This window comes from Mucilaginibacter sp. (genome assembly GCF_965277465.1).
GTDB lineage: Bacteria > Bacteroidota > Bacteroidia > Sphingobacteriales > Sphingobacteriaceae > Mucilaginibacter.
On record NZ_CBDICW010000002.1, the window covers coordinates 913,625 to 926,365 of the forward strand.

The 12,741-nt window shown below is 41.5% G+C and carries 11 protein-coding genes; 6 read left to right on the forward strand and 5 right to left on the reverse strand.

The genetic code is table 11. The features are described from left to right. Positions 1 to 57 precede the first annotated feature (57 nt). The 5 genes from ACQY4U_RS16450 (at position 58) to ACQY4U_RS16470 (ending at position 7,033) form a co-directional block, all read left to right on the forward strand. Positions 58 to 1,422: an MFS transporter gene (locus ACQY4U_RS16450; protein ID WP_428330538.1), complete on the forward strand. Its 1,365-nt coding sequence runs from the start codon at positions 58 to 60 to the stop codon at positions 1,420 to 1,422. A 197-nt stretch (positions 1,423 to 1,619) separates the two neighbouring features. Continuing rightward, positions 1,620 to 4,076, forward strand: coding sequence for a glycoside hydrolase family 31 protein (locus ACQY4U_RS16455; protein WP_428330539.1), 2,457 nt, complete (start codon positions 1,620 to 1,622; stop codon positions 4,074 to 4,076). A gap of 190 nt (positions 4,077 to 4,266) precedes the next feature. Further along, entirely contained in the window at positions 4,267 to 6,366 is a 2,100-nt protein-coding gene (gene glgB / locus ACQY4U_RS16460) for a 1,4-alpha-glucan branching protein GlgB (protein ID WP_428330540.1), read from the forward strand. A gap of 123 nt (positions 6,367 to 6,489) precedes the next feature. Further along, positions 6,490 to 6,690, forward strand: a complete 201-nt coding sequence (locus ACQY4U_RS16465; RefSeq protein ID WP_428330541.1) for a hypothetical protein — start codon at positions 6,490 to 6,492, stop codon at positions 6,688 to 6,690. Between the two features lie 151 nt (positions 6,691 to 6,841). Next, positions 6,842 to 7,033: a hypothetical protein gene (locus ACQY4U_RS16470; RefSeq protein ID WP_428330542.1), complete on the forward strand. Its 192-nt coding sequence runs from the start codon at positions 6,842 to 6,844 to the stop codon at positions 7,031 to 7,033. 9 nt (positions 7,034 to 7,042) lie between these two features. Here ACQY4U_RS16470 and ACQY4U_RS16475 read toward each other — a convergent pair whose 3' ends face one another. The 5 genes from ACQY4U_RS16475 to pfkA all read right to left on the reverse strand — a co-directional run bounded on the left by ACQY4U_RS16475 (position 7,043) and on the right by pfkA (position 11,895). Next, a complete protein-coding gene (locus ACQY4U_RS16475) occupies positions 7,043 to 8,080 on the reverse strand; it encodes a glycoside hydrolase 5 family protein (RefSeq protein ID WP_428330543.1) in 1,038 nt (345 codons plus the stop codon). A 349-nt stretch (positions 8,081 to 8,429) separates the two neighbouring features. Further along, positions 8,430 to 8,942, reverse strand: coding sequence for a gamma-glutamylcyclotransferase family protein (locus ACQY4U_RS16480; RefSeq protein WP_428330544.1), 513 nt, complete (start codon positions 8,940 to 8,942; stop codon positions 8,430 to 8,432). A 112-nt stretch (positions 8,943 to 9,054) separates the two neighbouring features. Further along, on the reverse strand, positions 9,055 to 10,050 hold the full coding sequence (gap, locus tag ACQY4U_RS16485; protein WP_428330545.1) for a type I glyceraldehyde-3-phosphate dehydrogenase: 996 nt from the start codon (positions 10,048 to 10,050) through the stop codon (positions 9,055 to 9,057). A gap of 5 nt (positions 10,051 to 10,055) precedes the next feature. After that, positions 10,056 to 10,904 (reverse strand): hypothetical protein, encoded by an 849-nt coding sequence (locus ACQY4U_RS16490; protein WP_428330546.1) that lies wholly within the window; start codon positions 10,902 to 10,904, stop codon positions 10,056 to 10,058. A 4-nt stretch (positions 10,905 to 10,908) separates the two neighbouring features. Next, complete coding sequence (pfkA, locus tag ACQY4U_RS16495) at positions 10,909 to 11,895, reverse strand: 6-phosphofructokinase (protein WP_428330547.1); 987 nt, start codon at positions 11,893 to 11,895, stop codon at positions 10,909 to 10,911. A 129-nt stretch (positions 11,896 to 12,024) separates the two neighbouring features. Between pfkA and ACQY4U_RS16500 the strand changes: the two genes are divergently transcribed. Next, positions 12,025 to 12,723 (forward strand): NUDIX hydrolase, encoded by a 699-nt coding sequence (locus tag ACQY4U_RS16500; RefSeq protein WP_428330548.1) that lies wholly within the window; start codon positions 12,025 to 12,027, stop codon positions 12,721 to 12,723. Positions 12,724 to 12,741 lie beyond the last annotated feature (18 nt).

A 12,741-nucleotide genomic window follows, 5' to 3' on the forward strand; every position in this document is an offset into this window, starting at 1 on the left:
AAAATCTTGTAAATTCTGATTCAAACAGACATTAAATTATTGAACCTAATATAAATTATGGCAAAACGCAGCATTGTTCAAAAACCCAAAATGAGTTTTTGGCAAATTTTTCACATGAGCTTTGGCTTTTTAGGGATACAATTTGGCTTTGCCCTGCAAACGGGTAATGCCAGTCGCATTCTGCAAACTTTTGGGGCCGATGTGGAACATTTATCCTGGTTTTGGCTTGCTGCACCTATAACCGGTATGATTGTTCAGCCCATAATAGGGCATTATAGCGATCGTACCTGGACAAGGCTCGGCCGCCGCCGCCCGTATTTTTTAACCGGAGCTATATTATCAGGACTGGCTTTATTCTTTATGCCAAATTCGTCCATGTTAGCAGCTATAATACCGCCGATTGTAGTAGGAGCGGGCATGCTGATGATTATGGATGCATCATTCAACGTGGCTATGGAGCCTTTCAGGGCCCTGGTTGCTGATAACCTGCCCGATGAGCAGCACGATGCGGGTTTCTCTATGCAAACCTGCCTGATAGGCGTGGGTGCAGTGGTAGGCTCTTGGTTGCCTTACGTATTTGCCAATTGGTTAGGCATTGCTAAAACGGCACCTGCCGGGTATGTACCTAATAATTTATTGTACTCATTTTACGCAGGTGGTATTGTTTTAATAGCCAGTATATTATGGACCGTTTTTAAAACCAAGGAATATCCCCCGGCCGAATACGCCAGCTTTCACGAAGAAGAAAAAAAGGGCGAAAAGAAAAGCGGTATCAGCGAAATCCTGTCCGACCTGGCACACATGCCAAAAACTATGCGGCAGTTGGGTGTTGTTCAGTTTTTTTCGTGGTTCGCACTGTTTTCAATGTGGGTGTTTACAACCCCTGCCATTGTTGATCATGTTTACCATATTAAAGCAAGCGATACCACCTCCGAAGCTTATAACAACGCAGGTAACTGGGTAGGGGTGCTGTTTGGTATTTACAATGCAGTTTCGGCAGTGTACGCTTTGCTGCTGCCCAAAATAGTACGTAAAACCAGCCGTAAAAAAACACATGCTTTCTCGCTGGCTATGGGCGGGCTGGGCCTTATCTCCATATTTTTTATTCAAAACGATTACTTGCTTATTTTACCTATGATAGGTATCGGCTTAGCCTGGGGGAGTATTTTAGCTATGCCTTATGCTATATTGGCAAGCTCTATCCCGGCAACAAAAATTGGGGTGTATATGGGTATTTTTAACTTTTTTATCACGCTGCCACAAATTATAAATGGTATTATAGGCGGGCCAATTGTTAAGTATTTATATAATAACCATGCAATTTATGCACTGGTTATGGCCGGTGTATTTATGTTTTTAGCGGCTATATCCGTTTTGTTTGTAAGCGATGGCCGTGATATTCAAATAATTGAAACAGCGTAAATAATTAAGGTGCTTTTATATGCATTGCCCAACAATTGCATCTTGTTTTTTCGTATAAGTTATTGGTCAATAATTATAAATTTAATTAACCGGCTCTGGTAATTAATTGGTGCGGTTATGGGTTTATATAAATTTGATTATTGTATATTGCGTAATAGATACACAATGTATTTTTTTTGAAGTGACTTATATTTTTGATGGAAGAAAACATACAGAACCAGGAGCTATTAGCTAAAAAATCAATTGAAGAGGAAGAAGAAGAATTTCATCACCTCAATAACCCCGCCGAGGGTATAAAACCCATCATAAAGAAATATCTTGGCGTGCCAAATCACGCAGATCAGGTGGGGAATAAATTCTACTTTACAGATGGCGATGCCAAAGTGGAGATAGTTGTTGTTACCGATCAGATCATCCGCGTAAGGTTAGCCCCCCACGGTGTTTTCTTAGAAGATTTTTCGTATGCGGTACCAAAGCTTGAACAGAAAGCCATCTTTTTTACTTTATTTGAAGATGAGAACGAGTTTAAAGTATCAACCAGTGTTGTAAACTGCCATATCCGTAAAAAGGATTTCTTTATATCATTTTCTGATAGCCAGGATCACATTACCAGTTCAGATGCAGTACCAATGCACTGGGAAGAGAATGTTAAATTTGGCGGGTACTATGTTTTTTGTACCAAAACCTGCGCTAACGAAGAAAGCTTTTTTGGCCTGGGCGATAAACCTACCGAGCTTAACCTGCGCGGTAAAAGGTTAAAGAACTGGAATACCGATGCCTACTCATTTGCCTGGAACCAGGATCCGCTTTACCGCAGCATCCCTTTTTACATTAGTGTTAGTGAGGGCATTGCGCACGGTATTTTCTTTGATAATACATTTAAGGCACAATTTGATTTTGGTGCCGAAGATCCCACAAAAACCAGTTTCTGGGCTGATGGCGGCGAACTTCAATACTATTATATCCACGGCCCACACATGATGGATGTGGTAAAAAGCTACCATTTGTTAACCGGTACGCATCCAATGCCGCCACTGTGGGCACTTGGATACCACCAATGCCGCTGGAGCTATTATCCCGAAGCAAAAGTTAAAAAAATAGCCAACGGTTTCCGCGAAAATAAAATCCCATGCGACGGTATCTATCTGGATATTGATTATATGGATGGCTACCGCTGCTTTACCTGGAACCGTAAATACTTCCCTGATCCTAAAAAAATGATCAAGGATTTAGCTGCTGACGGGTTTAAAACAGTGGTGATTATTGACCCGGGTATCCGTGTGGATGATAATTATTCTGTTTTTAAAGAGGGTAAAGAGAACCGCTACTTTTGCCGCCGCAGTGACGACTACTTTATGGAGGGCCACGTATGGCCGGGCCGCTGCCAGTTCCCTGATTTTACCAATCCCGAGGTACGTACCTGGTGGGGTGGGTTATTTGATGAGCTGGTACAGTTAGGCGTTGCCGGTGTTTGGAACGATATGAATGAGCCAGCCGTATTTGGAGCGGGTACATTCCCTGATGATGTAAGGCACCAGTACGATGGTTTCCGCGGGTCCCACCGCAAGGCACATAACATTTACGGTATGCAAATGGTACGTTCAACGTACGAGGGCCTGCGTAAATTAATGAAAAACAAACGCCCCTTTACCATCACAAGGGCAGGTTACTCAGGCGTACAGCGTTATTCGTCTGTATGGACGGGAGATAACGTGGCATCATGGGAACACCTTAAATTAGGTAATATCCAGTGCCAGCGCCTGTCAGTATCCGGGATCTCATTTTGCGGAACAGATATTGGCGGCTTTAGCGGCGAACCTGACGGCGAACTGTTTACCCGCTGGATCCAGATGGGTACCTTCTCGCCATTTATGCGTGCACATTCTGCCGGCGATACCAAAGAGCGCGAGCCCTGGAGCTTCGGCGAGCCATTTACAGCTATAAACCGTAAGTTTATAAATTTACGCTACCGTTTGCTGCCATATTTATACTCTACCTTTTGGGAGCATCACCGTTATGGTTTCCCTATATTAAGGCCGGTAGTAATGCAGGAGCAGGAAGAAATAAGCAATCATTTCCGCCAGGATGAGTTTACTTACGGCGATAAAATATTGATCTGCCCAATACTTGGTCCGGGTCAAACCAGCAGAATGGTTTATCTGCCTAAGGGTAACTGGTACAACTTCTGGAACTTTGAATTGGTTGAAGGTGGTAAAGAAGTTGATGTTGAGGCACCTTTGGATATTATCCCCGTATTTATAAAAGCCGGTTCGGTTATCCCGGAATACCCGGTAATGCAATACGTTGGCGAAAAAGAAATTGAAGAAGTAAAGCTGAATATTTATTACAGCGATTACGAGGTTAACTCTTTCCTGTTTGAAGATTATGGCGAAACCTTTGCCTACGAGCAGGATATTTATCTCGAAAAGAAATTTGTGGTAAATGGTAAGGCTTCGCTGCTAACCATTCAGCAATCAATGGAAGGGCTTTATACTCCGCGGTATGAAAGCTATCATTTTAATGTTATTGGCCTGCCTTTTGCGCCAACTAAAATATTAGCCGATGGTAAAGACGTTCCGTTCAGTATTGACGACGATAAATGTGTTGAGTTTAAATTCACCAAGAATTTTAAACAGATAGAAATTGTTAAATAGCTATAGTTTTAAAGAGGTTATGAGCATGCCATAATAATTGCTGTTTATAGCCTCTTTTCTTTTTATTCCTCACTTTCAATACTTTCGAAATAAAGGCAAAACAATATTGATATATTTGATTGTTATAAACCCAGTCGCTACGGCTAATTCAATTAATCTAACTAACCCTTAATCGGGGTCTATCCATACTATGGCAAAAAAAATCAGTAAACCCGAACCTGCAATAACCGAGGCCAAAGCTACCCCGGTAAAAAAAGCAGCTAAGCCTAAAGCAGCACCTGTTGATAAGGAGCCTGCAGCCAGTAAGCCAAAAGTAGTTAAAGCTAAAAAGGCGGAAACTGTTATTACTGAACTACGGGCTGTTGAACCTTACAGCCGCTTTACAGATTTTGATATAGCGTTGTTTAAATCGGGTAAGCATTATAAGCTTTATGAAAAATTTGGTTCGCACGTTATTGAGTTTAATGGTGTTGTGGGTACTTATTTTGCAGTATGGGCACCAAATGCACAGCATGTTGCGCTTATAGCTAATTTTAACGGCTGGAACCGCGAAAGCCATTCGTTATTTGTCCGCTGGGATGGTTCAGGTATCTGGGAGGGGTTTATTCCTAATATTGGTAATGGCGAAACCTATAAATATTATATCAAATCATCAACCGGCGAAGACCTGGAAAAAAGTGATCCTTTTGCCCTGCGCTGGGAAGTTGCCCCGCTTACGGCATCAATAGTTGCCGATACTTATTATGAGTGGAAAGATAACGACTGGATGGCAACCCGTTATGGCCATAATGGCTTAAACAGGCCCTACTCAGTTTATGAAATGCACCTGGGCTCATGGGCACGCAGCCCCGAAAGCCCCGATGAATTTTTAACATACGATCAGCTTGCCGGTAAATTAGTGCCATACATACAGGAAATGGGCTTTACACATGTAGAGTTTATGCCTATTATGGAGCATCCTTATTACCCAAGCTGGGGCTACCAGATAACCGGATTTTTTGCAGCATCGTCACGATACGGAACACCGCAGCAACTGATGTACCTGATTGAAGAACTGCACAAGGCAGGCATAGGTGTAATACTGGATTGGGTGCCTTCGCACTTCCCCGGTGATGCACACGCTTTGTATAAGTTTGATGGTACACATTTATATGAGCATGCCGATCCCCGTAAAGGGTTTCACCCGGATTGGAAATCGTACATATTCAATTACGGCCGCAACGAGATCCGTTCATTTTTAATCAGTAATGCTATTTTTTGGTTAGAAAGGTACCATGCCGATGGCCTGCGTGTGGATGCGGTAGCTTCAATGCTGTACCTTGATTATTCGCGTAACCACGGCGAGTGGGAAACTAATATGTATGGCGGTAACGAAAATTTAGAGGCCATATCATTCCTGAAAGAATTTAATGAAGCTGTTTACAGCCATTTTCCTGATGTGCAAACCATTGCCGAAGAATCAACTTCGTTTACAGGTGTTAGCCGCCCGGTATATACCGGTGGCTTAGGCTTCGGGATGAAGTGGATGATGGGCTGGATGCACGATTCCATCAAGTATTTTTCAACTGATCCGTTGTTCCGTAAGTATCGCCACAACCAGATCACCTTTAGTTTGATATATGCCTTTACAGAAAACTTTATGCTGCCTTTCTCGCACGATGAAGTGGTATATGGCAAAGGTTCAATGTTACGCAAAATGCCTGGCGATGAATGGCAGCAGTTTGCCAATTTAAGGCTATTATACAGCTATATGTTTACCCACCCGGGTACTAAGCTATTGTTTATGGGTGCCGAGTTTGGCCAGGGTAATGAGTGGAATTTCCAAAACTCGTTAGATTGGCATGTGCTTGAATATCCCAATCACCAGGGTATTAAAGAGGTGGTTAAAGCACTTAATAAATTATATCGCGATGAACCGGCACTTTACGAAAAAGGCTTTGACGGTACCAGCTTTGAATGGGTTGATGGCGGTAACGCAAATGATTCCATCCTGGTATATAACCGCAAAGGGCACGATGCCGAAAACGATTTGATAGTTGTTTTAAACATGACGCCAAATCCGCATTATAATTACCGCGTAGGCGTACCATCAAAAGGTAAATGGACAGAGATCTTTAACTCAGATGCTTCAGCCTTTTGGGGCAGCGGCATAGCAAATGCCAAACCATTGAGCAGCGAAACGGTAAACTGGCACGGGCGCGAAAACTCCATCAATATTACGGTACCACCTTTAGGTGCTGCTGTATTTAAAAAGGGCAAAAACGTACCTCCTAAATACGAGTTAAAATAAACTACGATATAAATAAAAAAAATCGCCTCAAACTATTACGGGGCGATTTTTTTGTTTTCAGAACCTTTTGTTATTCAATACCGTAGAAGTAGTATGCCGTTTAATAATGTTCAATTTAACAACATGAATCCCAAATTTAGAAACCTCTATCTGTTTTTAGGCTTTATTGGCTTAGCATTTTTAGCTTACGAATTGGTAGATACCTACGCTGATATTAATCCGCTTAGTATTTTGCTGATCTCATTACCTGATATGGTTTTCTTTTATCTTGCTTACAAAACGTATCCGGCCGAGGATAACGAAAGCAGCAGGGTAAGTATATAGCCATTTATTCCTGATCTCATTTAAAAATAAGTTTATAAAGCTTTATTTTAATCAATAACCTTATTGGAGATGGTGTAATATTTACTTTCCTTTGTTTTTACAGAACATTAAGGAAGTGTTTTGGTTGTTACTGAACCATTATTATTAAACCATGAACCCCAAATACCTCGTACTTTATTTAATTGCTGCAACACTGGCGCTTGGCCTGGTAATTTATCAGTCAATTACAACCTATCCGGTTTTAAACTATAGCCGCATCGCGCTTAACTTAGTTATATCGTTTTCCTTTTATTACCTGGCATACAAAACTTACCACGAAAAAAAGGATAGGGAACTGATGTAAGCTGATCCTTTATTTGATTTTGTGCGTATAGCTGTCTATTAATTTCCAGGTACTGCTGTCCGAATCAAATACAGAATTTAGTCCTTGTTCTTCGCCACCCGGGTCGCCCATAAATTCATCGCCATTTTTCCAGAAAACCTGCCCTGATTTAGGTCTTGCAATACCTCCGAATGCCCAAAAGTTACAGCCTGCTATACCAGGGTTTTTCATCACTGTATTAAAAACAAAATGGTAAAACTTGTCGCGGTTAAAGGTTGGTGCGTTAATACTGTAGGAGTGCATATCCCGCGGCAGGCCAAACTCTTCAATCACCAAGGGTTTATTAAGTTGCTGTGCCACTTTTAAATGGCGGTTAAAGTAAGCGCCTGCACTATCAATAATGGTATTGTAGCTAACTGCTATGGCCGTATCTTTAAACCAGCCCCAGTTTTTTGGCCAGGTATGTATGGTAAGGTAATCAATATTTTTATCGGCATGGATGGTTTTAAATATGCTCATATTATAAAATGAAGCTATCTGGCCTTCGCTGCCTGTAGTTAGTAAATGGTTTTTATCAATTGATTTTACCAGGGCCGATACATGCTGCATCCAGGCTTCAAAAGCGGGTACGGCAGCCTGTTCCATTGGCCGCGGCTCATTGATGATCTCCCAGGCCATAACAGCATCATCATTAGTGTATTTTTTACCGTTGATGCTGTTTGTACGGTGCAAAACATATTTAATATAGGTGTCTAACTCATCCATACATTTTTGGCAGGTATAAAACTGGCTTACGTAGTGCTGGTTCTTATCCCAGGTGTAACCGCCGTACTTTGAAAAGGGTTGCTCCCCAAAGCCGTTCCATTGTAAGTACTGGCCCAGGCCGCCGCTCCAGTCCCAGGTATTGGTAAAGTGCAGTACGGCTTTCATGTTGCGTTTGCTTAGTTCGTTAAGCAGGTAATCAAGCCCGGCCATAATATGCTCGTCAAACTGACCGGGTTGCGGCTGCATGGACTTTTCGCTCGGTGTTCTGTAAGGGTAGGTGGTAAGTCCTTCGGCGCCCACCATAACGCGCAGGTTGGTAACGCCATGCTGCTTTAAAAAATCAAGCTCGGTTTTAAGCCTTTGTTTGCCTTTATCGCCATTGGTGGCTAACAGGCCGCCGTACCAATAGTTAGCGCCTATATAGCGGTAAGGCTTACCATTTATGGTAAAGTGTGTACCCTTAACCTTAACAAATGCCTGCTGGGCAAAGCACGATGCACTTAGCAGCAGGGCAACAAATAAAAGTTTTATATTTTTTTTCAAAACAGCTGTATTGTTTTATAAAAATATAAAACAAGGGGTGCAGTAATTAATATTGTTTTAACAATTGATTGCCTAAACAGCGTCGGTTTTTAACAAATGCAAAAGGGGCTTATCCGGCGTTATCCTTTTTTAATTGTTTCAACCGTTTTAAACGCCGCTCATTTTCGGGGTCAACCTTAAAATTCATTTGCGCTATTGTTTTGATGTAAGCATCGGGCAAGCCGGCATTTTTGGCTAATTGTATTACCTTTTGATGATACCAGTCGTAAGGTAAAAGGTGCAGGTTAACGGCATGCGGCTGTGCAACAAAAGCTTCGGCATGATGAATTTCGTCATTAACATCCAGGCAGCTAACAGAATGCAGCCTGAAATCAATACTAAAGGTTTCTTCGTTGTAAAAATTAGCCTTTTCGTCATCATTGATCTGGATCAGCACTCCCCATACCATATCGGTAGGGTCATCTGATAAAGCAATATTAGCTTTTGATGATCCATCCTCTGCCGTTTTATTAAACACGAACTTGTATCCCGGCAGCTTGGCCACACTTATTTTTTTTGCGGATGGAACAGTTTTGGAGAATTGCCCAACATCCATATTTCCTGCGAAAGCAAATAATATCATACTTAATAAATTAAGACAGGCCTAATTTGTTTTAACGTTTAAATTAAAACATAAGTATAAAAAAAGCCGGCTTTATGAGCCGGCTTCATATAATAGGATGCTAAGTTTAAAATTAAACCTTAGCTAATTCCTGTACAAGGTCAATCAGTTTGTTTGAGTAACCCCACTCGTTATCGTACCATGATACAACTTTTACAAAGTTATCATTCAAAGCAATACCCGCTTTAGCATCAAAAATTGATGTGCGTGCATCACCTTTAAAATCTTCAGATACTACGTCATCTTCAGTATAACCTAAAATTCCTTTAAGGTCGCCTTCTGATGCTGTTTTCATTGCAGCTTTGATCTCTTCGTAAGTAGCACCTTTCTTAAGTCGAACAGTTAAATCAACTACAGAAACGTCAGCAACCGGAACGCGGAATGACATCCCTGTTAATTTACCCTTAAGCTCAGGGATAACCAAAGTTACCGCCTTGGCAGCACCTGTTGATGAAGGGATGATGTTTTGGTAAGCACCACGGCCACCTCTCCAGTCTTTAGCTGATGGGCTGTCAACTGTTTTTTGAGTAGCTGTAACAGCGTGTACTGTGCTCATTAAGCCTTCTTCAATACCAAAGCTATCATTCAATACCTTAGCTATAGGAGCAAGGCAGTTGGTAGTACATGATGCGTTTGATACGATGGTATGCTCAGCAGTTAATTTTTTGTGATTAACACCCATTACAAAAGTAGGGGTATCATCCTTAGCTGGTGCGCTCATTACCACTTTTTTAGCGCCGGCATCAATATGTTTTTGAGCAGATTCCTGAGTTAAGAATAAGCCAGTTGATTCAATAATAACTTCAGCACCTATTTCGCCCCATTTTAAGTTTGATGGGTCTTTTTCAGCAGTTACACGGATAGTTTTACCGTTTACTACCAAATGACCACCTTCAACAGCAATAGTCCCTTTGAAAGGACCGTGAGTTGAATCGTATTTTAACATGTAAGCCATGTAATCAGGCTCAACAAGATCATTAATACCAACAACTTCAATGTCTGATCTTTCAATTGCAGCCCTAAATGCAAGGCGGCCAATACGGCCGAAACCGTTAATTCCTATTTTCATGATTTTTAATTTTTACTTGAATAGTAAGTTAATAAATTGTTTATGGGTTCTTTTATGATATTTGCAATTTTTAGATTTGCATCGGCCGCGGCTTCATATAAATGGTTTTGAAAGCCTGCCGCTATAGAGCCTGCAAAGTACAACAAAGCTTCGGGATGTTCATCATGCAAGGGTAATAAATATGTGGCAATCAGTTTATCAAACCCGCTTTTAACTATCCCTTTTATATAATTATCCTCTTTATTATCTACATAAAACTCTGTAAATGAGTTTAAAAATATGGCCGGTTGTTTTTGCCGGTATATTTTTTCGAGCAGGGTTTTACGGTCGGGGTCATACCGCTGCACAAATTTTTTCCTGATGTTTTCGGGCAGGGTTTCGTTCATGTATCCCTTTAATAGCTGGCGCCCCAGCCAGTTGCCTGAGCCTTCGTCTGCCAGTATATAGCCAAGCCCAAAGTTATTTGGTTTTACTCTTTTACCATCGTACCAGGCTGCGTTTGATCCGCTGCCGCAAATACTTACAATACCCGGCGAGTTTTTGCAGCAGGAAATAGCTGCCCCGGCAATATCATGCTCAACGCTTACCTTACCAAACTTAAAAAAGGTGGATAGGGCATTATGAACAATAGCTTTAAGCTGGGGTGATGATGAACCGGCACCGAAAAAATAAATACGTTTTATCTCTTCGGCATGGTGTATAAGGTTAATGTTTTTGCTTAGCAGTTGTATAATGTGTTTTTCATCGTTAAAATAGGGATTTATGCCACTGGTTTTAAAAGAGGCTATAGTTCTGTCCTTATCGGCAAGCCTCCAGTCGGCAAAGTTTGATCCGCTATATACAACTGCAATCATTTATTTAGATAGAAAGTATTTCAGCCATCTGCATCAAATCTTCTTCCAGTTTAAACTCGTGTTGATTAAGTGCTTCTTCAAGGCTTGTTAATTTAATGTGATTGGCTTCGAGCCCAACCATCATTTGCGATTCGCCTTTTATTAAGGCGTTTACCGCTGCATAACCCAAACGGCTGCCCAGCACCCTATCGAATGCTGATGGGCTGCCCCCACGTTGCAAGTGGCCTAATATAGTAACTTTTACATCGTAAAACTTTACTTCTTTTTGTACCTTTTTGGCTATATCATAAGCACCGCCGTTTTTATCTCCTTCGGCAACAATCACAATGCTCGATGATTTTTTATTGCTCGATCCGTTTCTTAAATTCTCAATCAGGTCGTCAATGGCGGTAGCTTTCTCCGGCAGTAAAATAGCCTCGGCACCGCATGATATACCTGCACGCAGGGCAATGGCGCCCGAGTCGCGGCCCATAACCTCAATAAAAAAGAGGCGGTCGTGCGCATCAGCTGTATCGCGTATCTTATCAATAGCTTCAACAACGGTATTAGTTGCTGTATCAAAACCAAGGGTATAGGTTGATCCGTAAAGGTCATTATCAATAGTTCCGGGAACGCCCAAAACTGATATATCAGGGTATTTTTTTGAAAAACGCAGTGCACCGGTAAAGGTACCATCGCCTCCAATAACTACTATAGCATCAACACCGCGCTTTTTTAAATTCTGATAAGCAATTTCCATTCCCTCGTCAGTACGGAAGGGCAGGCAGCGTGCTGTTTTTAAAATAGTACCGCCTAAATTTAAAATGTTACTAACAGAGCGGGTTTCCATATCAAACATATCATCTTCGATAAGTCCCTGGTAACCTCGTCTTATACCAACTACATTTAGGCCATTATATATAGCTGTTCGTACAACGGCCCTGATGCAGGGATTCATTCCCGGGGCATCACCGCCTGATGTTAAAACAGCTAATTTTGAAATTTTTTGCATTTTTAATCTGCTAATTTGTAGCCACGAAGATACTGTGTGAAATTTACACCATTAAATTTAATTTATTTTTTTTTACATTAGCGCTTAACCATATAACTATAAAATTATTAACCTAAAATCTATCAGAGTTTGGAAGTAAAACTACCCACATTTGATTCGGTATTTTCGATCGACTGTGTAATATTTGGGTTTGAAGCCGGCGAGCTAAAAATACTGCTCATTGAAAGAAACCAGGAGCCTTACAAGGACTGGCTTGCACTGCCCGGCTATATTGTTGAGCAGGATGAGAGTATTGACGATGCAGCCGAACGTATACTGTATGAGCTTACCGGCTTGCGCGATCTGCACATGCAGCAATTTCATACATTTGGCGAAGTAAACAGGCACCCGCAGGGCCGTGTAATAACGGTTGCTTATTATGCGCTGATCCGTATAAACGGGCAAAAGGAGTTAAGGCCCGTTTCACAGTATGCCCGCAAAGCCTTTTGGCACCCGGTTAATGAACTGCCCAAGCTGGCATTTGACCACTCTGAGATATTTGATACCGGCTTTAATAAGATCCGCCGCCGTTTAAATTATCAGCCTATTGCTTTTGAGCTGCTGCCCGAAAAATTTACGCTAACGCAGCTGCAATCATTGTACGAAGCCATTTTGAGTAAAAAGATGGATAAAAGGAACTTTCGTAAAAAAATGCTGAGCTACGGATTTTTGAAGGAACTTGACGAAAAGCAAAAAGGGGTATCGTACCGTGCTGCCAAGCTGTATAAGTTTGACAGACGCAAGTATGCCAAGATATTTAATAATGAACTGAACCTTGATAAACCCTGATTCGGGATTTAAAAAGCT